Origin of the sequence: Chitinophaga sp. CC14 (assembly GCF_048957795.1) — a bacterium.
Taxonomy (GTDB): Bacteria; Bacteroidota; Bacteroidia; order Chitinophagales; family Chitinophagaceae; genus Chitinophaga; species Chitinophaga ginsengisegetis.
Map to the genome: position 1 here is coordinate 95658 of NZ_JARBFY010000006.1, position 21822 is coordinate 117479.

The following is a 21822-nucleotide window of genomic DNA, read 5'->3' on the forward strand; positions in this document are numbered from 1 at the left end:
TACTGAATAGTCAGCAATTACAGCGAATCCCAATCTACTATGCCCAAATTTTCACTGAAAGGCCATCGCCCGGCCATTGCCGAAAGCATTATTATCATCGCACTGGCCCTGGTGCCATTATTTGTAACATTCCCGTACCGTGTTAATATTTTCCTCTCCTGGGAAGGTGCTTACCGGATATCATCCGGACAAATTCCTTTCCGCGATTTCGGCTCCCCACTCGGTTATGGCTTCTGGATTTTCCCGGCTATCTTCTTTAAACTATTCGGACCGGAACTCATTTCCCTTGTAAAGGCGCAGGTGCTCCTGAATATCATGGCGGGCTTTGCTTTCCGTTCTATCCTGAAAAGTATGGGCGTGCAGCCCGGTGTCAGGCTCCTGTCGGTACTGGTATTTGTATTGTCCTATTCCTTCTTTAATTTCTGGCCCTGGTATAATCACACGGTGATTGTGTTTGAACTGGTAGGACTCAGCTTTCTGTTCCGGTCCTTCTTTTCGGATAGCCGTTTACGTAGTTACCTGTGGATGTTTGTAGCCGCCTTCTTTATCTTCCTGTCAGTTTTCACCAAACAGGACGGTGGCGGAATGGCGTTTATGCTATGCCTGCTGTTCCTGGCGTATAATAGTTTCCAGACACGCCGCTGGCTGGACCTGCCCATTTTCGTAGCCATGTTCGCCGTAATTGCCGCCATCATGATCCTGCCACTGATGCCGGGATTCGGGTACTGGTTTAACCACGGACAGCCGCCACACAGCTCCCGCCTGGCCTTCAACGATTTTACGGACGAAATATTTGGCAGCTCCAACTGGATTAAGGCATATGTAGTGCTGGTGGTACTATGTATTGTGGCGAAAGTGAAAGCGTGGGGCGCCTGGCTGCAGCAGCGCAGGGAGGTACTGTTTGCATTGCTTACGCTGGGTATGTTGGGCGAAGCCGCCATTTTCCAGGTAACAAGCTACACGCCGCCGGACAATAATATCTTCTTCCACAGTTTCGCGTTTGCGTTTATTGCTTCTTATTTACTGGACTTACTGAAGATAAATATCAACTCATTCCGCCCGTTGCTCGGAGCTGCTTTTCTCGTGCTTTTCTGGTGGTCTGGTACCTGGTGGAAATATATAGGCCGTTTCACCGACCGACTGTTTCCGGCGCAGGAAACGGTGGCTATGGGAACTCCCGGGCATGAAAATGTGGTGAACCGGCATAACTTTATGCTCAACAACGACACTACCGATGTGCCGGTGTCGTCCTGGGTGTTTTCCGATCTCCGCCCTTTCCGCAAAATATATATGCCCGCTTCCACGGTAAAAGGAATGGACAAGATTATGGCGCTGCCGGTGGTGGCCGAAAAGAAAGGAGATATCAAAGTACTGAATATGTCGGAGCTTACCCCGCTGGCGGCAGCAATGCCTTACAAACTGGAAACCGGTCCCGATTATCCGTTATGGTATCACCTGGGAGTGGGGATGTTTAACAGGCAGTTAGCCACCTTTACCCAAAAGGTGCGCGACCATCATTACGACCTGGTGATCTATGAATATGCCCCCAGTTTAAACAACTTTTATCCCTTTGCTTTGAGGGGGGAACTGAAGCAACACTACCACCAGGTAGACAGCTTTCTTGCACCCAGAAGACCTACTAATGCAATTATAGAAGTATATGTTAAATAAATAATGTATCTTGTAGAGCGAAATAGCGAAAATACCGTCGCCCGGTAATCTCCGGATATTAAAATACTATCATTATTGCCAGTAAAACAGCTCTTAACGGAGCTGTTTTTTATTTTGTAATAAATTGATTATTAGCACTTAAATAAACAGATGTTTAAGTATTGTTTCAGATAGATGAATACCCCGTTTTTACCCCATTTTTTATTAACCAGTAAAATAACTTTTACCGGTTAATAATATGAATTACCTTCGCTAAAGTACCAGAAATGGTCAGGAGAAATTCATCGTAATCAGTATCATCAGTTTAATCCTGAGTAAGACAAAACCCGCGTATGTCAGCTCCTAAATCCATCACATCACTCCGCCTCGACGGAGGCATTCTGTGTCTCGATTTCGTGAACACCATCGACAACCGGAAGAAGGGAATACCGCATGATTATCTCAACGGTTTCAAAGAACTGTTGCAATGGTATGGTCATACCCGTGCTTTATCTCCGAAAATTATCCATACCCTCGAACGGCTGGCGAAAGACTATCCGCAAAAGGCGGCCGTGGTTTTTGAGAAAAGCATTGCTTTGCGGGAATTACTGCACCGGTTGTTTACGGCAGGCATTGCAAAAAAGCAACCCGCTGCGGCCGACAGTATGCAGTTCAATGCGTATATCGGGGAGGCATATGCCAATATTGAAATCAGCTGGTCGGCAGGCGCCGGCACTTTGCAGTTCAATGCGCCCGCACTGGAGCAGGTGTATTGGTGGCTGGTGAAATCGGCAGTGGAATTGTATACCTCCGGTAAGCCGGCGGAAGTAAAAGAGTGCCCCGCCTGCGGGTGGCTTTTCCTGGACAAAAGCCGCAACGGGTCCCGCAAATGGTGCAGCATGAGTACCTGCGGGGATGTGAGCAAAGTAACCCGGAACTATCAGCGTACCAAAAGAAAGAAAACATGAACAAGAAGATAGGCGTATTGTCCTCCAAAATGATCTTTTGCCTGCTGGCCGTGTACATCATCTGGGGTTCCACCTACCTGGGTATGAAGATAGCGACGAAAGTAGTACCGCCATTTCTGTTGTCGTCGATGCGTTTCCTGGTAGCAGGTGGTATCCTGCTGTTGGTAGGTTGCCTGCGGGAGAAAACCTGGCCCAACCGGCAGCAGTTTATTTCCGCCTGTTTTATTGGCGTGCTGCTCATAGGCGTCGGGAATACTACCGTAGCCGTGGCCGTACATTATATGCCTTCCGGGATTGTGGCGCTCATAGTGGCCGCTATGCCCGCCTGGATCATGGGCATGGACTGGGCCTTTTTCAGCAAGCAACGCCCTTCGGTTATGACCATGCTGGGAATTGTAGTAGGATTTATAGGACTGTTCCTGTTGTTTAATCCCTTTGCCCATCATGAAACAAGACAATTTCCTTTATGGCCCGTTATCGTTATCGTGGTAGGAAATATCTGCTGGGCGGTTGGAACCCTGCTGGTACAGCGGCTCCCCATGCCTACGCAAATTACCAGCACCGCCATCCAGATGCTGGCCGGCGGCATTTTCTCTTTGCTAATGAGTTTTGTGCTTGAACCGGGTGGCCTCGGCACATTACCCCTGATGACCGCCGAAGCCTGGCAGGCATATCTCTATTTGGTACTGATTGGTTCACTGGTAGGATACACCTCTTATAGCTGGTTATCGAAGAATGCGCCGCCACGCCTCACGTCTACCTATGCTTATATTAACCCCATCGTAGCCCTGTTCCTGGGATGGGCTATCGGTAATGAAGCCATTACCTCCCTGGTAGGTATTGCTGCCGCCATTGTCATCTGCGGCGTGGTGCTGATGACGCTCGGGCGTAAGTCGTAACAGGGTAGTGGAGATATTTCCACTTCCTTTTCCCCCTGATAATGATTATCTTGCATTTTCACACATATACAGGTGTAGCCCTTATCCGCTCCGGATAAACCCTGTTGATGAACCATAGCCATTGTAGCAGCATTGTATTTATTTATATATGTAGGTTCCGCTCTTTTGGGTGCATTTTTTGTTTTGTTGGGTGCTATTCCAATTGAATGTAATTAGATAATAGATTATATAAACTGACTATGCGAAAGACCATTATTGTATCGAACAGGCTGCCAGTAAAGATTTCGGAAACAGAAGGGGATTACTCCCTTCAACCCAGCGAAGGGGGCCTGGCAACAGGTTTAGGCTCCATTTACCGCGAAGGAAATAATATCTGGATAGGCTGGCCGGGACAGGAGATCACAGACCAGAAAGAACAGGAGAAAGTAACAAAAAAGTTGCGCAAGATGAACCTGATGCCGGTATACCTGACACAGGACGAAATCAACAACTTCTACGAAGGCTTTTCTAATGAAACACTGTGGCCGGTTTTCCACTATATGGCTGTTTATGCCCACTATGAACAAACCTATTGGGACGCCTATTACCAGGTAAATAAAAAATTCAGGGATATTATTATGAAGGTAGCAGAACCCGGAGACACCATCTGGATTCACGACTATCAGCTGCTGCTGTTACCCGGAATGATCCGCGCAGAGATGCCGGAGATCTCCATCGGCTTCTTCCAGCACATTCCTTTTCCTTCATTCGAATTATTCCGCCTTATTCCCTGGAGGGCCGAGATCCTGGAAGGGATGCTGGGCGCCGATCTGATGGGGTTTCAAACTTTTGATGATACCCGCCACTTCCTGAATGCCGCCAGCCGTATCCTGCCGGTAACTACCACGGCTAACGTAGTATCCTATAACGACCGCGCTATCGTAGTGGAAACATTCCCGATGGGAATCGACTATAACAAGTATGCAGAGATGGGTAGCGACCCGGAAGTATTGCAACAGATAAAAAACCTGAAGGAGAACTTTCATAACGACCGCCTCGTACTTTCTATCGACCGGCTGGACTACAGCAAGGGAATCCTGCAACGGCTCCAGGCTTTTGAACTGCTGCTGCAACTGCATCCCGAATACATCGGGAAGGTGGTATTGTATATGATTGTAGTGCCTTCCCGCGACCAGGTGCCACAGTACAAAGAGCTGCGCGACGAAATAGATAAACAGGTAGGAAATATCAACGCCCGGTTCCGTACACTGGCCTGGCATCCCATCCAATACTTCTACCGTTCGTTTCCGCTGGAAACATTATCGGCCCTCTATAATTTCGCAGACATCTGCCTCGTAACACCCATGCGCGATGGCATGAACCTCGTGAGCAAGGAATACGTGGCCAGTCGCAATAACAATGATGGCGTATTGATTCTGAGCGAAATGGCAGGAGCATCTAAAGAACTAATAGATGCCATTATCGTCAACCCAAACAACATCGGCGCTATCACCCGCGCCATTGTAGACGCGCTGAACATGCCGCTGCCGGAACAGCAACGCCGCATGAAACAAATGCGCACGGTGGTAGCCAAATTCAATATTAATCACTGGGTAAAGCTGTTCATGACCCGCCTGCAGGAGGTAAATGAAATGCAGCAAAACATGCTGGCCCGCCGCGTAAACCAGGAAACAGCGGTATTGATCCGGCAACAGTATTTCAACAGCAAAAAGCGGATCATCTTCCTGGATTATGATGGTACATTGGTTGGGTTCCAGCCCAACATCGATATGGCATCCCCGGATCCTGATCTGTACCAGCTGCTGCGCGAGCTGGCAGCCATACCGGGCAACGACCTGGTAATGATCAGCGGCAGGAATCATGATACGTTGGGGGAGTGGTTTGGTCATCTGAACCTGGATCTCATCGCGGAACACGGCGCATGGCAAAAAACAAAAGCAGGGGAGTGGTACCAGCTGCCCGGTCTTACGGACAAGTGGAAAAAGGAACTGCTGCCTATCATGGAACTGGCCACCGACCGTACACCCGGCTCTTTCATTGAAGAAAAAAGTTTCTCGCTGGTATGGCATTATCGCAAAGTAGAATCGGGCCTCGGCGAATTACGCGCCAATGAACTGATGAACACCCTGCGTTACTTTACCGTGGAGAAAGGATTGCAGGTATTACCGGGCGACAAGGTAATAGAAGTAAAGAACATAGAGATCAACAAAGGCAAGGCCGCATTGAGCTGGCTGAATCATAAGAAATACGATTTCATTATGGCCATGGGCGATGATGTAACAGACGAAGACATCTTCAAAGCGCTTCCGCATAAAGCCATTACTGTTAAAGTGGGCAGCCAGGTATCTGCCGCGCAGTATTACCTGCGAAGCTATCATGAGGTGCGGCATCTGCTGAGAACATTGCGCAACAGGGAAAGTGTTTAAATAGAAAAGGAGGGGAGCACAAACTCCCCTCCTTTATTTTATGTATACATGACTATAGAAAAATGGGCGTATCCAGTTTCATGGCGATCCGGTAAGCGGCGTTCATCAATCCTACGTGACTGTATGCCTGCGGGAAGTTCCCCCACTGGCTGCCGGTATCAGATTCCACGTCTTCGCTGAAAAGCAGCAGGTGATTGGAGTATTGCAGCAGCTTACCAAATTCCCGCTGGGCATCTTCCAGCCGGCCTACGCAGGCAAGTGCTTCCACATACCAGAACGCACACACGAGGAAAGTAGTTTTGGGCTTACCAAAATCATCGGAGTGGCGGTAGCGGTAAAACAATCCTTCCGGTGTTTTCAGTTCTTTCTCCAATGCGATGAGGTGATCGCGGGCCCGTTCAGAGGCCGGGTCCAGGTAGTTCATCATTATGAGCTGCAGGGTGCTGGCATCCAGGTGCTGACTGCCGGCTGCGTTGGTATATACTTTTCTTACCGGGTCGTAGCAGCTCTCAATATGAGCCGCAGCGCGGTTTTTCAGCGCAATGGCCTGTTCCAGCAATGATTCGTTACCGATGGTGCGGGCCATCTTTTCAGCGGCTGCACAGCCTGCCCACTGGAACAGGTTCGTATAGCAATGAACGTTAGCCATATTCCGGAATTCCCAGATACCTGCATCTTTTTCATCGATCGTTTTCTCTATCTTCTTCAGCAGCAGTTCAATCCACCGGTCAGAATCTTTTCTTTCAGAAAAAATAAAACGGTGGTCAGTATATAATGGAAGCATGGAAATAAGCACCTGCCCATATATATCGTTCTGGATATGTTCAAATGCCTGGTTGCCGATACGCACGGGTTTATTTCCCATATAGCCATCAAGATGCGGCAGGATGGTTTCCGATAAGGTTTTCTGGCCGGTAATCCCGTACAGCGGCTGGTACCGGAAATCGCCGGAGAAGGAGATATCCGTGATATATCCGAAGTACCGCTCCATTTCTTCAAAATGGCCGATGTGATTCAGGGCGGTGATGATATAGTAGGTATCGCGCATCCAGCAATAACGGTAGTCCCAGTTACGCCCGCTTTCGGGAAACTCGGGTAAGCTGGTGGTACTGGCTGCAATGATGGCGCCGGTATCTTCGTACTGGTGTATTTTCAGCGCTAAAGCAGAGCGGATCACATAAGGCTGGAAGTAATTGGCGATGGAAGAATGTTTGATCCAGGTTCTCCAGTAGGAAATAGTTTCCCGGAGAAAACGTTCTGCGGTGCTGGCTAACGGCGCTTCAAGCGGATGCCCGTAAGTTAGGATCAGGTACCTGGTATCATTCAGCACAAAAAATTCGCCATCAATCAGGTAGCTGACAGGGATATTGGTAGTGAGACGGATGTTTTCTTCGCAGCCTGTAAATTCAATATGACTGCTGCCTCTCATTGGACGTAACTTTGATGCGCCATAGTCGCAGGTAGGCTCACATTTTACCTGGATTCGCGGAGAGCCTTCCAGAGGTTCTACTTTCCGGATCAGCATGAGCGGTTTAAAGAAACGTTCGTACTGGAGGAAGCGCGGTGCAAAGTCGGTTACCCGGTAGCTGCCTTCTGTGGTCGTAATTTCAGTACACAGTACGTTGGTGTTTTCCAGGTAATACTGATGAGAAGAAAAATCGGCTTCCGGTAAAACGGAGAAGGAGCCACCATTCTTCTTATCGAGCAGTCCGCCGAAAACAAAGGAGCTGTCCATGCGGGGCCAGCAAAGCCAATCGATGTTTGTATTCTTATTAATATGCGCCAGAAATGCACAGTTGCCAATAAGTCCTGTCTGATAGGTGTGTCTTTCCATATGGGCCTTACGTTTGTGTTTTGAATTACATTTTTCTACCGGAATTGTTCATCCCCCGGAACAAAAGCTGTTCCAATAATGTATCCGGGGCAATTATTAACAAAACATATTCCTGTTGTATTCTTGGGGGAAACCCTTATTTTTAAGTATAAAGTTCCACAAAGATGCAAACATTGAAAAAGCAGCAATACCTTCCTCATTTTATAGAGCCGGTAAGCAGTGGGGGTACCAAAACCTATCTGCTGGCGGGAGATCTGGGAGGCACCAAAACCAACCTGGCCTTGTTCAGCAGCCTGAATGGAGAACTGGACCTGATAAAACAGGAGAAATATGCTTCGCGTGATTACCAGAATTTTTCTGAGATGATTAAGCACTTTCTCAGTGGATGCAGCGATACCTCACCGCAGCGTATATGCATTGGCGTAGCCGGGCCTGTGGTGAAGGGAAAAGTGGAACTCACCAATCTGAGCCGGGAGCTGAGTGAGGAGGAAATCCGGCAGAGCACGGGTATCCATACCGTAGCCCTGATCAACGACCTGGAAGCTACCGCCTACGGATTAGCTACACTATCACCACAGCAGCTTACCACCCTGCACAGGGGCGCACCGGATCACACCGGGAATATGGCCATCATAGCGCCGGGTACCGGGCTTGGGATGGCAGGGCTGTATTGGGATGACCAGTATCATCATCCATTTCCAACAGAGGGAGGCCACACCGATTTTGCGCCCAGAACAGACCTGGATATTTTACTGCTCAGGTACCTCCAGGAAAAATATGATGTAGTAAGCTGGGAACGGCTTATCAGCGGCCCTGGTATCACCGATATCTTTGAATTTCTCCGGGATATAAAAGGCATGGAAGAACCCGCCGAACTGCGGGCCGCCATGAACGCCGGCGATGCAGCTGCTGAAATCAGCAAAGCGGCAATAGCCGGAAGGATTCCTGTTTGCATAAAAACAATGGAGCTGTTTGTACGCTACCTTGCCAGGGAATCCTGCAACCTGGTGTTGAAGATGAAGGCTACGGGTGGCCTGTTCCTGGGTGGTGGAATTCCGCCAAAGATAGCAGCGCTGCTGGAAACGGGCGAGTTCTATCATCATTATATGCAGGGCGATCGTATGGCTGAATTACTGGCCAGTGTACCGATCCACATCGTGAACAATGATAAATCCGCTTTATGGGGTGCCGCATTTTATGCCGGATTATTAAAAGAATAAACTTATTTTTGGGAGACAGATAACAGGAAATGGTGTCTTCCTGACCCAAACCGTCAGCCCAGGGCTGTCTGATGGCGCCTACAAATATTATAATGGTAGCAAAGCTGCCATATAACACTGCTATTTGTAGGATATGAAACAAACGAAATCTTTGCTGGAACAATTGTCCGTGGCTAATCAATTGCTGCGCTGGACCGTATTGACAATACCGGTTGCCATTATTGTAGGATCTTTAGTTGCCTTGTTTCTTTGGCTGCTGGATGTGGTAACAGGTTTGCGTATGCAGCATGAGTGGCTCATTTTCGGGTTGCCGCTGGCGGGTATACTGGTTTACTGGCTTTATCGCATTGGCGGAAGCGACTCCGAGAAAGGCAACAACCTGATCATGGAAGAGATCCATCAGCCGGGTGGCGGCGTGCCTGCGCGTATGGCGCCGCTGGTATTGATCACCACTATTATCACTCACTTGTTTGGCGGCTCCGCCGGGCGGGAAGGCACAGCGGTGCAGATTGGCGGCAGCATGGCCGGTTTGATAGGCAAAAAGCTGGGACTACCGGCGGCGGATATACGAATTTTACTGATGACCGGGATCGCCGCAGGCTTTGGCGCAGTATTCGGCACACCGCTTACGGGGGCCGTGTTTGCGCTGGAAGTACTGGCCATCGGCGTAATGCGGTACGATGCCTTGATACCCTGTTTAATTGCCGCCGTTTTCGCAGACATCGTGTGCACGTCATGGGGCATTGAACATACCCACTACCATATATTCTATAAGGCCAATCCCTTCATGAACTGGCTTCCTTTTGTTCACCGGGATCTCTGGCTATTGGCGAAAGTGATTGTCAGCGGTGTGTTTTTTGGATTGAGCAGCCTCTTATTCTCCCAACTCATTCATAATATCAAGGATAACGCAAAAGCCTATATTAAAATACCCTGGATGATTCCTGTGGCAGGTGGCATTATGATTATCGTGTTGAGTTACGTGGCAGGTACCACGGACTACCTGGGATTGGGCGTGTACGGTAAATCAGCAGATAGCGTAAGTATAGTGGCCGCCTTTAATCCGGATAGTCACATTAGCGACTGGAGTTGGCTCTGGAAGCTGGTTTTTACGGCTATTACCCTGGGAATGGGGTTCAAAGGAGGAGAGGTGACTCCCCTGTTTTTTATAGGCGCCACCTTAGGTCATACACTGGCGCTGCTATTCAATGCTCCGGTGGACCTGTTTGCAGGACTCGGCTTTATTGCCGTTTTCGCAGGCGCTACGAATACACCCATTGCCTGTACCTTAATGGGTGCTGAATTATTTGGCACCGAACACATTTTATACTTCGCGGTGGCTTGTTTCACGGCTTACTATTTCAGCGGACACTCCGGGATTTATGGCGCCCAACGACTGGAAGTAAGAAAGTTACACTAACAATTTTGTCAGTACCGTGTTCTTTTGTCGACAGCTTTTACATTTGCTGCATGACGAATATTACAGGCATGCACCATATCGCCATCCAGGCGAAAGATTATAAGGCTACTATCAAATTTTACGAGTCGCTGGGACTAACTATGTTTCACAGCTGGACATTGCCGGAGTTCAATATCGAATACGCTGCGCTGCTGCGTATTCCCGGTACGTCTTCCTTTGTGGAAATATTTGACAAGGGCGCGAATGTTGCTACCCAGGGGCGTCGTGCCCAGGATGGCGAAACACCGGTGGCCGGCGCTTTACTTCATTTCTCGTTTACGGTGAAAGACGCCACGGCAGCTTATCATGAGGCTATCGCCGCCGGAGGTGCCAGTTGTGTGCCGCCATCCGTACTGTTTTTAGGCGAGCCGCCTATGACGGTGTATAACTCCCTCGTGTATGGGTTGGATGGAGAAGTTATTGAGTTTATTGAAACACTTCCGGGCTGATTCTGTTATGCTTTAGATACATAGATCTGTACCTGTTTCGGCGTAGCTATTTCCGTTTATTTTGCGGTGTATAAAATCAACAGCATGAACGGTTTCCTACGGAGGAATGCGCTGATAGCCTTATTGACATTGGCTTTGGCAGGGTCCTTATTTATTATCTTTAAAAGTACTAACATGGAAAAAGAAACAAAAGCGCCGGCATTCATTAATCCGCCCGGCTTATACGATCCGGCCCCAAATGCATATTCCCATATTGCGGTGGTACCAGCGGGAAACACACTGGTTCTGATCTCCGGTCAGGGCGGCGAAACCGCCGATGGCAACCTGGTGAACGATTTCCGGGCGCAATTAAGGCAGTCGCTCAGCAACCTGGACACGGCGCTTAAATCGCAGGGGTTAGCATTCAGCGATGTTGTGAAGTTAACCACGCTGGTCGTGGATCACAATGAGGAAAAGCTGAAAATCTTCACCGAAGAATCCCTGCGGCTCTGGCCAGATAAGAAGTTTCCTGCAAATACGTTGATCCCGGTTCCACGACTTGCACTGGATGGTATGCTGGTGGAAATAGATGCAACTGCCGTAAAAAGATAGCAAATTCGCGTTGGCATTAATGCCGGCGGACTATTCACATAACACAGATTAAAACCGTTTGAATGGGAGTGAACAGATCACTTATTCAAGCGGTTTTTTTATGTGCATCTGGAAACAAGGGCTTCTCAAAAGCCCGCTATAGATGCAGAATTCCACCGGATATGCAGACATTATTTTTATACGCGATTCTCAGCGGCTTCATTTTCACGTGATTATCACATTTTAAAGGGTCGAAAGCCGCCGGTTTGTTAGAGACTATTATTTTTATTAAAGGGTTCAGATTAATCCTATAATTTATATTATGTTAAATAAAATAAACTCAGCTCTGGTATATCAAATCTATACCTATCTCCTTTTACGAAAACCAATTCATTCTACACAGTAGCCGCGGCAGGCTGTTTACTTTTCACATTGATGATAGTACGGTTGATATATGGCGTCATCACAATCAACAGCATCAGTACCAGTATGAGGATGCTTATCAGCTCGTAATAATCCATCGCATACTTCAAAAAAGCCTGTTTCTGGATAGCTTTATCCAGCAGCCCCGGCGCCAGCTTTGCGGCCTGGTCAGCCATCAGTCCGCGTGACTGCAACGCCCACTGGTACGTATGCAGCCGCTCCGCGAGCCCGTTATCTGTTTTTGAAATTCCATCGCTGAGCCGCATGGCGTGGATTTTAGTAAAATACAGGGAGCTGTAATTGATAAGCGCGGAACTCATTCCAAAGAAGGTGAACCGGATAAATACGCCAGCCGTGGAAGCCGATACACTGATGCTTTCCGGTACCGAGGAAATGATGAACAGCACAATGGGCGTAAGCAGCATCCCAGCCCCACTTCCCTGGATAATCAATGGGAGTATAAAGATCGATTGATCCGCCTCAGACGTGAACAGGAAATACATGGTGCTGTGAAAAACCAGTAAGAGGAAAAACCCCACCAGCCAGATGAATTGTAAGGGCCGTTTTTTTATCACCAGCCGCGCCGCCACCACAGCGCCTATCAAGATCCCCACGAGATTATAGCCAAGCAATTCGTAAGTGTGTATCGGGTCCATGCCCAATACCGTGGAGAAAAAGCTGGTGATTACATTGAACGATCCCCTGATCAGGTAAAGCCCTGCCAGTAAGGTGATGCCAAACAGGAATCCCCTGGATTTAAACACCTCCATATTAATAAACGGCCGTTTGCTGTAAAGTTGCCGTACTACAAATACCGCAGCCAGGAAAATAATTCCCGCAATGCTCCATACTATCCGGCTGTCCTGCAACCAATAATATTGTTGTCCGTAAATCATCACATATCCCATCAAAATGAGCATGGGCGCATATATCACGAAACTGGTCCAATCCAGCTGGTAAAGCGGTGTTTTACGAACGAGATGCACGCGGTTCATTAACAGCAGCAATAACACGGCGCCTGGTATAAAGGTGTATATGATCATCTTATACAGCGCATTGTACTCGTAATCATCTACCAGTGGCGCCGTTACCAGGGAAGTTAATGAGCCGGAACAAAGTATCATGCCATAGAAAATGGCGTATCCTGTTTCACGCGCATGCTCTGATTTCAGTCTGCTGAACAGCAACGTTAAACAGATACTGGTAACCCCACAGTTCAAAATACCCTGTAAAAAACGGCAGATAAAGAGTACAGATACTTCCCTCGTATGATAACAGCAGTACGTAACCATTACCTGCAGCACCAGGCAAATCAGGAAATATTCTTTAGTGGCAATACGGCTGAAAAACCGCTTCTCCAATGGTGTAAAAGCCACCAGGGCGGCATAATACACCAGCATTGAAAACTGGATATCGGACGGTTCTGCGCCGTAAAATCCCGTAGCTGCGTTCACGTTAGCCGTTGATAATGCGAACAGCATTACCGTTGGAAATAATACCAGTAAGATCGTTAGCCGGATCAGCCATTCGGGTACCCAGGAACGGAATGTCTGTTTACTTTGCCCCATGATTATTTACGTTCTTTTGCAATGGATACATTCACATTCATTCCCGCGGAAAGCTGTTTTAATTCTTCAGGGCTACCGTTGACGCGTATACGAACCGGGATCCGCTGCGCTATTTTTACGAAGTTGCCTGTGGCATTGTCTGGTGGTAACAATGAAAAACGGCTGCCAGTGGCGCCGGACAGCGATTCAATTTTCCCAGTGAGCGTAGTTCCCGGGAAAGCATCCACTGTGATATCCGCAGTTTCGCCTATGGTCATATGACGGATCTGTGTTTCCTTGAAATTGGCCACTACCCATTTACCGGCTTCCCAGTCTACGATGTAAGCCAGTACTTGTCCGGCGGAAACCAGCTGCCCGCGCTGAATGGTGCGGCGGCCCATTTTTCCGTTATAAGGCGCTGTGATAATTGTATAGGAAACATTGAGATCATTTTTTGCCACCACGGCCACTCTCCTTTTAATTTCAGCTTCCAGCGCGCGCTGTTGTACGCTGACATCATTGATCTTTGCGAGCGAAGCCTGATATGCATCAAGCGCAGTATTATACTCCGACCGCGCCACTGCCAGCGCCGCTTCTACCCTTTCCAACTGCTGCTTGGTGGCGGATTCCACGTCATACAATTTTTTATACCGATCATATTCCTGTTCCTGGTGCGTTAGCTTTGCTTTCGCAGCGGCAATCTGTGACTGATAAACTTTGGAAGATTGGGCGGTGGTAGAAACATTACTTTCCAGTATCGACACCTGCGCTTTGGCATTCATCAGGGAAGCTTCAGCTTCCTGTTGTTGCGCGGCATATTCGCTGTTGTCAATGATAATCAGGGTGTCGCCTCTCTTTACTTCCTGGTTTTCTTCATACCGGATCTCCTGTACATACCCGGTTACTTTAGCTACAACAGGATTAATATATTCATCGATCTGTGCGTCATTTGTTTCCTCAAACTTCCATTGATGCAGCAACGTTTTTATTCCCCATATCGCCAGGAATACCACTACAATCAAAGCTATGATGGTGGTGATACGGGAAATAAGCCTGTCGGTTTTGTTGGTAGTAGTGTTAGTGTTCGTCTTGTTCATATATTAAAGGTTGCCTGTTGCTTTCAATAATTGATAGTATTGTAACTGTGCTGTTACCTGTGCGGTGGTAAGATCAAAGCGGGATTGCAGCAGTTGCGTTTCTGCATCGAGCAGGTCGGTCAGCAGTGATAACTGGTTGAAGTAAGTATTGTTTACAATGCGGAAATTCTCTTTTGCCTGGATGATGTTGTTGTTAGCGACATCTATCCGGGTGATGGCTTCTGTATAACGCAGATAAGCAGACTTCACTTCCTGCCGCACCTGGTCTTTGGTATCGGCGTGTTCTATCTCCTGCCGTTGCAGGTTAATCTTTGCTTCTTGTTTCCTGTGTTTGTTCTGATAAAATGCGGAGATAGGTACTCCCGCTTTCACACCTACCTGTCCTAAGCCGTAAAGTGCGATGGAGTAAGGATAAAAGAGGATCTGCGGGTACGTATAGGCGTACTCCGCATACAGTCCTACTTTAGGCAGGATATTACTCTTTACATCCTTCAGCTTCAATTCACTCAGGGCTGTTTCTTTTTCTGAAATCTTAAAGGCAAAAGAATGTTCATATGCATCTGCCAGGTAATCTTCGTAGGTGCGTACAGGTAGTACCAGCGTGTCCGGCGCTACCATGTTGTCTGTGCTGTCGGGTTGCCCGATCATAATGTTCAGGCGCTGGTTGGAGATCAGGATGCCGTTCCTTATTTCCAGCAGTGTCATTTTCTGTTTGGATAATTTCAGCTCTGCACGTAACAGGTCGCTTTTCAGCACCACGCCGTTTTTGTTAAGCTGCCGGATCTCTTCCAGCTCTTTTTCCCGTTCTGCAATATCCTGCAGCATTACTTTTTCGTACATACGTCCACGATAGATATCAAGGTATATGGCTGCTGCTTTGTACCGGATTTCTGCCGCCGTGAGGTTCTTCTGCTCCTGCGCCAGCGCAGTTTCGGTTTGTCTTACTTTAATTTCGCGGGTAGTTTTACCTCCGTTATATACATTGAGATAGGCATCTGCACCAAACTGGTAGTAACCGTGCACTACCGGGTATTGCGTGGGACTATTAAGCAAGCCATCTTCATAAATAGCCAGGTTGGAAACACGGGCATACACACCGTTGGCCTTTATCTCAGGCAAACGCTCGTCCCTGGCTGATTTTGTCTGCTCATCCATGCTCTGCACACGGAGATATTGCATCTGCAACTGGCGGTTATAGGTTGCTGCTTTTTTCCATACATCCGTTAACGTTAGGGTGTTTTTCTCAGGGTCCTGACTAATGGCTGTTTGTGTAGAGAAGAGCGTGAACATGAGTGCCCCTCCAAGCCACTTATTAATAATTGTAGACATATTTATAGTGATGAAGATGCAAAGTTCCGACCCTGTCAGTTAATTTATTTTCTATAAATTGCCATAAAATTGTTAGAACCGGCCAAATGAAAGATATTAATCCGCAGCTGATACTGGAAGATGTTGATGCCATCCCGGAATCCGCGTATATATGGCACTGGAAAACGGAACATCACTTTTCCCTTCATAAGCATAATAAAGGACAACTGACTTATGTGGAAGGTGGCGCCGCTTTCCTGTACACAAAGGACAAAACTTATTTTCTGCCTGCCCGTCATTATATGTGGGTGCCGGCTGGTGTGGAGCACTATTTTCAGCACAGGTACCCGGCTAACTACGTACGCACTATTTATTTCTTTAGTGAGCCGGACGACAGTGAACATCCTTTTTATACTAAAACGGGCATCTACCCTGTCAGTAATCTCCTGCTGGAAATGATCCTGCATACGGCTGCCTGGGATGGCGACATACTGCCGGACGACAAGCGCTTTGTGTTTATCAAAGCCATTAAATATATGCTGCCGGCTATCAGCTCGGTGCCGCTTCCCATTACCTTACCTACTACCGATAATCCCCGGCTTCAACCGGTTTTAAAGTATATACAGGAAAACCTTGGCGAACCGCTTACCCTCGAAACGGTGGGGCATGAATTCAACTACAGTGAACGCACGCTCACACGCCTCTTCCGCTCAACAATGGATATTTCTTTCTTTCAATACCTGAAACTGGCCAGGATGATCAAAGCAATGGAGTATCTGCTGGAAACAGAGAAAACGATCAGTGAAATAGCCTGGGATACTGGCTACAACAGCGTTTCCGCGTTCAGTAATACATTCTTTAAACTGGTAGGTAAAAGGCCGAGCGACTTTCAGCCATAACCCACTCATCCGAATGTGCTTGATTTTTTGCGGCAATTGCACAATCTTTAAGCGCAATCAAGATCCGATCCATGAACGTAACAAGAAAACAACTTTGGCTGCCGCTATTGCTGGCAGGCACTATGAGCCTGCAACTACAGGCGCAGCAGAAGAACAGCAAAGCCAATCCTACTGCCGGAGAAGAAACGCCACCACAACGGTCCGTTGTACTGAACCCGGATACGGCGGTTACCACCTTCCATGACGTAACAGTAAAAGGTCAGAAGATCCCTTACAAAGCCATAGCTGGTACCCAGCCCGTGTGGGACCAGGATGGCAAAGTGCTGGCAGGTCTCTTTTATACCTATTATGAAAGAACGGATGTAAAAGACCGCGCAGCGCGACCACTGGTCATTTCCTTTAATGGCGGCCCCGGCACTCCATCCGTATGGATGCAGATTGCCTATACCGGCCCCCGGCTACTCAATATCGATGATGAAGGATACCCGGTACAACCCTATGGCATACACGAAAACCCGGAAACTATCCTGGATATCGCAGATATCATTTATATAGATCCGGCCAACACCGGTTTCTCCAGGCTTGTAGGGAAAGATGTACCGCGCGAAAAATTCTTCGGGGTAAATGCAGACATCCGCTACCTGGCAGAATGGATCAACACTTTTGTATCCAGGCAAAACAGGTGGGCTTCCCCCAAGTACCTGATCGGTGAAAGCTATGGTACCACCCGTGTTTCCGGCCTGGCGCTGGAACTACAGAATGCCCAGTGGATGTATCTCAATGGCGTGATCCTCGTATCCCCCACTGAACTGGGCATTTCCCGCAACGGCCCTGTGGATGCAGCATTGCGGCTCCCTTACTTTGCGGCCACCGCATGGTATCATAAAATGCTGCCCCCGGATCTGCAACAGAAAGATCTCACGGCAGTGTTGCCGGAAGTAGAAAACTTCACCATCCATGAATTAATACCGGCCATCAGCCAGGGTGGATTCCTGGAAGATCAGCAAAGAAAAAGCATCGCAGCAAAAATGGCCCGCTATTCCGGGTTATCAGAAAAAGTGATCCTGCAGCATAACCTGGATGTACCACCGAATTTTTTCTGGAAAGAATTACTGAGGGATAAAGGGTTTACAGTAGGCCGGCTGGATTCCCGCTACCGTGGCCTCGACCGCGAAGATGCAGGCAACGGTCCTGATTACAATGCAGAACTGACTTCCTGGCTGCATGCGTTTACGCCGGCGATTAATATTTACCTCAGGCAGGAACTGAAATTCAGCACCGATCTTAAATACATGATGTTTGGCCCGGTGCATCCGTGGGATAAAAACGGCGACAATACCGGCGAAAACCTCCGCGAAGCAATGGCTGCCAACCCCTACCTGCACGTAATGATCCAATCAGGCTACTACGATGGCGCCTGTGATTATTTCAATGCGAAATACAGCATGTGGCAGATGGATCCGGGCGGAAGGCTGAAAGACCGTCTGTCGTGGCGCGGCTACCGCAGCGGTCATATGATGTACCTCCGGAAAGATGATCTGGCAACAGGCAATAATGATATCCGCGATTTTATCCGCGCATCCCTTCCTAAAACCGGACAGGCAGCGAAATACTAATCCGCATTGGATAAAAAAAGCAGCAGTGACATAGTCGCTGCTGCTTTTTTTATTGATAACCGGGTAACTAACTATATCTTATATGTTACGCCTAATGTCATGTAGATATTGTACAAGGGGAAATCCATTCCTTTAAAATCGTCCGGAAATATGGGACGTAACCCCCAGTTGAGGTTCCCATCCACGCTGAGTTTCCTGCCTACACGATAAGCAGCGCCGCCCTGCACCCCGGCATCAAAGGAACGCACTTCTGTGCCAAAGTCGAACGTGGCTTCCGTGATGTTTACCTTCTCTCCCAGTGATCCGCCATTGCGGATATAACCATCCGAAACATTACCATGGAAATTGGAGCTGAACAACCAGGCTACATAACCACCCAGGTTGAATCGCCACCGGTCGCCGGGTGTATATACCAGGCTTATGGGAAAAGATACATAGGCATTACGTACAGTGGTTTCGTTTTTACCGGTAAAATCTCCTTCAAAACGGCCACCATCGCTGGTAGTAATGATAGTAGGAAAATATTGTACTTCATCTTTGGTGAACATTCCTTTATAATCCAGCTTCACGGCTACAGCAACACCCCATTTTTTAGTTTTGCGGTATGATAACTCGTAACCCAGTGAAGGAGAAAATTCCGGCCGGTAGGTTTCGATTTTGCGGATAGTATTGGGCAGGCCCACCGGCGCCGTTCCACCAAAATTAAATCCGGCCAGGATGCGATGTTCCAATACCCGTTTAAAACGGTGCGTATTCGTTTGTGCATGCCCGTTATCCTGTGCAAATAACGCAGTGGCAGCCGTGAGCATACCGAGCATCATTCCTGTTATCTTTATATTCATCATCTGCTGTAATCTTTTATTCATTTACGGTTACTTCACTATCTCAAGGCTGTCTAATACCAACCTGCTGCCGATTGCGCCTTTATAGGTGTCGCCATCTTTACTGGAAGACGCTACAATGGCCATCATCATTTTCTCTGTTCCGGTGTATGGTTGTACCGTTTTAAACGGAATATCAAACCGGGTCCATGTGGTGCGCGGACCGCCGTCCGGTATGCTGGCAGTAGCCAATATCCTGTCTGATGTATGGATATTGGTGGCATCCAGCCTGGTTGTTCCCTTGAACAGCACTGCGTATACAGAACAACTGTCTTTCATGCCTGCAATAATATTCCCGGCTTTATCCTGGTAGTGTTCTCCCGGCTGATATTTATAATACCCTACAAAACGCAGTGGCTTACCGGAATAGGGTTCTCCGAATTGTGTGGCCGTTAATGGCGCCGTCATGGCATTTCTCGAATCAAATACGCCCACAAAAAGGGAACCGGCAAACAGTTTAATGCCCAGCAGGGCCGACAAAGCGGTGCCGGTTCGGGTAACCAGTTCAGCGGACGACTTTCCATGATATGCATCTGAGGAAGCGCGCAGCGGGTATTCCATCGGATCTTTCTTTACACCCGACAGGGCTATGCCGGGATTACCGGACGACCAGAAAGAACTGCTGCCATGTTCCTCTACGTATTGATATTTATCTTTATCCTGTAACAGCCAGGTTTCAAAGTCCCATTTCCATATTCCCATGCCTCCAAATTCAACTGTATAGATCTTCTTATTCCCGTTTGCAGCGGTCACCATATATTCGCTTACCCGTGAGGAATCCAGGTGCAGTGAGTCGCCGGAACCCGGCGATACGCTGGCTCCCGCTGAAGTTGTAATAACAGGGGTCACACCGCTTTTAAAAGCCGCAGGTGTGAGATTCAGCATAATCTTTTTGTTTGCCTGATCAATAAAAATATCTGCAGTAAGATATTTTTTTTCAATAGTAAATGTTTCAATATCGGCCTCCGGGTTAATGGGTGCGTCTTTAATACAGGCGTGTAACAAAATAGTCAGCGTGGTCAGATAATATAGTTTCCTTATTTTCATGCCGTTATTGGTTAAATAGTCAGAACAACTCCCAACTGTGAAAAGTTCAATCATGATTGACAAAATGAGAATCAGGCGAATATTAATCTATGCAGCCAAATGCGTAACCGGCGTGCTGGTAGTGCTTGGTCTGTCGTGGTTAGTAAATTACAATGATATCATCTGGGTGCTGATTTCCGTGATGCTGGTGCTATCCCCGGATGGTTCAGACGCAGTAACGTTGGCGGTTACACGTATTAAGGCAAATGTGGTGGGTGGTATATCGGGGTTCCTGCTGATATTGGTGCATCCGAATATGTTGCTGATGATGAGTACTGCTGTATTTGTTACCGTGGTGATCTGCAACCTGCTGAACCTGGAAGCGGCTACGCGTACAGCGCTGGCGGCCACTATTATTGTAATGACCCACGAGGCTGGTGAACATGTATGGGATACTGCGGTGGCGAGGATACTGTCTGTGTTAGCCGGTTGTTTGCTTGGGTTGCTGATTACTTTCATCTTCCATAACCGTTATACAAAACAAACCGCTGAAATGATCCTTCCCAAACCCGACCGCGGCGGGGAATAAAATGATACAGATTTGCTTCAGAATCGGCCTCTATTTTTGTTGTTACAAGGAGTGAAGCATGAAGAAAATGATATTATCAACAGGTTTGGCATTAGGCGCCCTCTCCTGTTCTTATTGTGCTGATGCACAGGAAACAGATTCCCTGCCTGCCGGAAATGATTCCATCCATTTTACGTATCCTGTACAAAAGAGCCAGCTGCCTGCCTGGCAAACAAAACAGTTTCATACCACCGTTGCTGGTATTGCCGTTCCGGCGGCGATGATCGGTTATGGTGTGCTTGCGCTCAGCAATCCAACCCTCCGGGACCTGAACTCCACTACCAAAACGGAAATCAAGGAAGACCATCCTCAATTTCGCACTCATATTGATAACTACCTGCAGTATGCTCCCGTTGCAGCTGTTTATATCCTGAATGCCGCCGGCATACAGGGAAAACACAACCTGCGCGACCGCACCATCCTCCTCGGTATTTCCGCGGTGATTACCGCCAGTACAGTGGAAATTGTAAAAAACGGTACGCATGAAGAACGGCCGGATCATTCTGATTACCTGTCCTTCCCTTCCGGGCATACCGCCACGGCTTTCGCCGCCGCAGAATATCTCCGGCAGGAATACAAAGACGTTTCTCCCTGGTACGGCGTGGCGGGCTATTTAGCCGCTACCACCACCGGCGCTTTAAGGATGTATAATAATAAACACTGGCTTAGTGATGTGGTAGCCGGCGCCGGAATAGGTGTACTGGGTACCAAAGCAGCCTATTGGATGTACCCCTGGATACAACGGCAGCTCTTTAAAGATCCTGCGCGCTCCACGGATAAGGTGATCATGCCTTATTACAACCCGCAATTTCACAGCGCGGGCCTCAGCTTTATCTTCTTTCCCCGCTAAGTAGCTTGATAAGTATATAACATGTCATAACGCCTATGCAGCGCTATGATGCTGCATCTGTCCCGGATGTGA

The 21822-nt window shown here is 48.1% G+C and carries 18 protein-coding genes and 1 riboswitch; of the genes, 12 read left to right on the plus strand and 6 right to left on the minus strand.

From position 1 onward, the window contains the following. Positions 1–39 precede the first annotated feature (39 nt). The 4 genes from PV783_RS30775 to PV783_RS30790 all read left to right on the plus strand — a co-directional run bounded on the left by PV783_RS30775 (position 40) and on the right by PV783_RS30790 (position 5943). The gene (locus PV783_RS30775; protein WP_420990716.1) at positions 40–1671 is read left to right on the plus strand and encodes a hypothetical protein; all 1632 of its coding nucleotides are present in this window, start codon (positions 40–42) and stop codon (positions 1669–1671) included. Between the two features lie 332 nt (positions 1672–2003). Then, positions 2004–2618, plus strand: a complete 615-nt coding sequence (locus tag PV783_RS30780) for a CGNR zinc finger domain-containing protein (RefSeq protein WP_336388560.1) — start codon at positions 2004–2006, stop codon at positions 2616–2618. Further along, the gene (locus PV783_RS30785; RefSeq protein WP_420990717.1) at positions 2615–3517 is read left to right on the plus strand and encodes an EamA family transporter; all 903 of its coding nucleotides are present in this window, start codon (positions 2615–2617) and stop codon (positions 3515–3517) included. The genes PV783_RS30780 and PV783_RS30785 overlap by 4 nt, the downstream gene beginning before the upstream one ends. A gap of 239 nt (positions 3518–3756) precedes the next feature. Further along, positions 3757–5943, plus strand: coding sequence for a bifunctional alpha,alpha-trehalose-phosphate synthase (UDP-forming)/trehalose-phosphatase (locus PV783_RS30790; RefSeq protein ID WP_420990718.1), 2187 nt, complete (start codon positions 3757–3759; stop codon positions 5941–5943). A gap of 52 nt (positions 5944–5995) precedes the next feature. On the opposite strand, the gene PV783_RS30795 is transcribed toward PV783_RS30790, so the two are convergent. Further along, a complete protein-coding gene (locus PV783_RS30795; protein WP_079471881.1) occupies positions 5996–7777 on the minus strand; it encodes a glycoside hydrolase family 15 protein in 1782 nt (593 codons plus the stop codon). A 164-nt stretch (positions 7778–7941) separates the two neighbouring features. On the opposite strand from PV783_RS30795, the gene glk reads away from it, so the two are divergent. The 4 genes from glk to PV783_RS30815 all read left to right on the plus strand — a co-directional run bounded on the left by glk (position 7942) and on the right by PV783_RS30815 (position 11496). Further along, entirely contained in the window at positions 7942–8997 is a 1056-nt protein-coding gene (gene glk / locus PV783_RS30800; protein ID WP_420990719.1) for a glucokinase, read from the plus strand. Between the two features lie 16 nt (positions 8998–9013). Next, a riboswitch (Fluoride riboswitch) is annotated at positions 9014–9085 on the plus strand. 45 nt (positions 9086–9130) lie between these two features. Then, the gene (locus PV783_RS30805; RefSeq protein WP_420990720.1) at positions 9131–10417 is read left to right on the plus strand and encodes a voltage-gated chloride channel family protein; all 1287 of its coding nucleotides are present in this window, start codon (positions 9131–9133) and stop codon (positions 10415–10417) included. Positions 10418–10467: 50 nt separating this feature from the next. Further along, complete coding sequence (locus tag PV783_RS30810) at positions 10468–10905, plus strand: VOC family protein (protein ID WP_420990721.1); 438 nt, start codon at positions 10468–10470, stop codon at positions 10903–10905. Between the two features lie 174 nt (positions 10906–11079). Continuing rightward, positions 11080–11496 (plus strand): RidA family protein, encoded by a 417-nt coding sequence (locus PV783_RS30815; RefSeq protein ID WP_420990722.1) that lies wholly within the window; start codon positions 11080–11082, stop codon positions 11494–11496. 374 nt (positions 11497–11870) lie between these two features. Here the strand turns inward: PV783_RS30815 and PV783_RS30820 are convergent, their stop codons facing one another. The 3 genes from PV783_RS30820 to PV783_RS30830 are packed head-to-tail and all read right to left on the minus strand — an operon-like array spanning position 11871 to position 15871. Continuing rightward, a complete protein-coding gene (locus tag PV783_RS30820; protein WP_420990723.1) occupies positions 11871–13466 on the minus strand; it encodes an MFS transporter in 1596 nt (531 codons plus the stop codon). Positions 13467–13468: 2 nt separating this feature from the next. Then, positions 13469–14542 (minus strand): HlyD family secretion protein, encoded by a 1074-nt coding sequence (locus tag PV783_RS30825; RefSeq protein ID WP_420990724.1) that lies wholly within the window; start codon positions 14540–14542, stop codon positions 13469–13471. A gap of 3 nt (positions 14543–14545) precedes the next feature. Continuing rightward, positions 14546–15871, minus strand: coding sequence for a TolC family protein (locus tag PV783_RS30830; protein ID WP_420990725.1), 1326 nt, complete (start codon positions 15869–15871; stop codon positions 14546–14548). 86 nt (positions 15872–15957) lie between these two features. Here PV783_RS30830 and PV783_RS30835 point away from each other — a divergent pair, with 86 nt between their 5' ends. Together PV783_RS30835 and PV783_RS30840 are read left to right on the plus strand one after the other, a co-directional pair. Then, positions 15958–16749 carry a helix-turn-helix transcriptional regulator gene (locus PV783_RS30835; RefSeq protein ID WP_079471888.1) on the plus strand — a complete coding sequence of 264 codons (792 nt, stop codon included), beginning with the start codon at positions 15958–15960 and terminating at the stop codon, positions 16747–16749. 71 nt (positions 16750–16820) lie between these two features. Then, on the plus strand, positions 16821–18365 hold the full coding sequence (locus PV783_RS30840) for a S10 family peptidase (RefSeq protein WP_420990726.1): 1545 nt from the start codon (positions 16821–16823) through the stop codon (positions 18363–18365). Between the two features lie 71 nt (positions 18366–18436). Here PV783_RS30840 and PV783_RS30845 read toward each other — a convergent pair whose 3' ends face one another. Next, entirely contained in the window at positions 18437–19231 is a 795-nt protein-coding gene (locus tag PV783_RS30845) for a porin family protein (RefSeq protein ID WP_420990727.1), read from the minus strand. Positions 19232–19237: 6 nt separating this feature from the next. After that, positions 19238–20293, minus strand: coding sequence for a PCMD domain-containing protein (locus tag PV783_RS30850; RefSeq protein WP_420990728.1), 1056 nt, complete (start codon positions 20291–20293; stop codon positions 19238–19240). Positions 20294–20357: 64 nt separating this feature from the next. Between PV783_RS30850 and PV783_RS30855 the strand changes: the two genes are divergently transcribed. Then, positions 20358–20861 carry an FUSC family protein gene (locus PV783_RS30855; RefSeq protein ID WP_420990729.1) on the plus strand — a complete coding sequence of 168 codons (504 nt, stop codon included), beginning with the start codon at positions 20358–20360 and terminating at the stop codon, positions 20859–20861. A 58-nt stretch (positions 20862–20919) separates the two neighbouring features. Next, positions 20920–21750, plus strand: coding sequence for a phosphatase PAP2 family protein (locus tag PV783_RS30860; protein ID WP_420990730.1), 831 nt, complete (start codon positions 20920–20922; stop codon positions 21748–21750). Positions 21751–21822 lie beyond the last annotated feature (72 nt).

What these genes read in the sequence shown, in the direction of transcription:
- PV783_RS30855 (WP_420990729.1), top strand. Translation starts at nt 20,358, where the DNA reads ATGAGAATCAGGCGAATATTAATCTATGCAGCCAAATGCGTAACCGGC.
- PV783_RS30850 (WP_420990728.1), bottom strand. Translation starts at nt 20,293, where the DNA reads ATGAAAATAAGGAAACTATATTATCTGACCACGCTGACTATTTTGTTA.
- PV783_RS30845 (WP_420990727.1), bottom strand. Translation starts at nt 19,231, where the DNA reads ATGAATAAAAGATTACAGCAGATGATGAATATAAAGATAACAGGAATG.
- PV783_RS30790 (WP_420990718.1), top strand. Translation starts at nt 3,757, where the DNA reads ATGCGAAAGACCATTATTGTATCGAACAGGCTGCCAGTAAAGATTTCG.
- PV783_RS30775 (WP_420990716.1), top strand. Translation starts at nt 40, where the DNA reads ATGCCCAAATTTTCACTGAAAGGCCATCGCCCGGCCATTGCCGAAAGC.
- PV783_RS30835 (WP_079471888.1), top strand. Translation starts at nt 15,958, where the DNA reads ATGAAAGATATTAATCCGCAGCTGATACTGGAAGATGTTGATGCCATC.
- PV783_RS30815 (WP_420990722.1), top strand. Translation starts at nt 11,080, where the DNA reads ATGGAAAAAGAAACAAAAGCGCCGGCATTCATTAATCCGCCCGGCTTA.
- PV783_RS30805 (WP_420990720.1), top strand. Translation starts at nt 9,131, where the DNA reads ATGAAACAAACGAAATCTTTGCTGGAACAATTGTCCGTGGCTAATCAA.
- PV783_RS30825 (WP_420990724.1), bottom strand. Translation starts at nt 14,542, where the DNA reads ATGAACAAGACGAACACTAACACTACTACCAACAAAACCGACAGGCTT.
- PV783_RS30810 (WP_420990721.1), top strand. Translation starts at nt 10,468, where the DNA reads ATGACGAATATTACAGGCATGCACCATATCGCCATCCAGGCGAAAGAT.
- glk (WP_420990719.1), top strand. Translation starts at nt 7,942, where the DNA reads ATGCAAACATTGAAAAAGCAGCAATACCTTCCTCATTTTATAGAGCCG.
- PV783_RS30780 (WP_336388560.1), top strand. Translation starts at nt 2,004, where the DNA reads ATGTCAGCTCCTAAATCCATCACATCACTCCGCCTCGACGGAGGCATT.
- PV783_RS30820 (WP_420990723.1), bottom strand. Translation starts at nt 13,466, where the DNA reads ATGGGGCAAAGTAAACAGACATTCCGTTCCTGGGTACCCGAATGGCTG.
- PV783_RS30840 (WP_420990726.1), top strand. Translation starts at nt 16,821, where the DNA reads ATGAACGTAACAAGAAAACAACTTTGGCTGCCGCTATTGCTGGCAGGC.
- PV783_RS30785 (WP_420990717.1), top strand. Translation starts at nt 2,615, where the DNA reads ATGAACAAGAAGATAGGCGTATTGTCCTCCAAAATGATCTTTTGCCTG.
- PV783_RS30830 (WP_420990725.1), bottom strand. Translation starts at nt 15,871, where the DNA reads ATGTCTACAATTATTAATAAGTGGCTTGGAGGGGCACTCATGTTCACG.
- PV783_RS30860 (WP_420990730.1), top strand. Translation starts at nt 20,920, where the DNA reads ATGAAGAAAATGATATTATCAACAGGTTTGGCATTAGGCGCCCTCTCC.
- PV783_RS30795 (WP_079471881.1), bottom strand. Translation starts at nt 7,777, where the DNA reads ATGGAAAGACACACCTATCAGACAGGACTTATTGGCAACTGTGCATTT.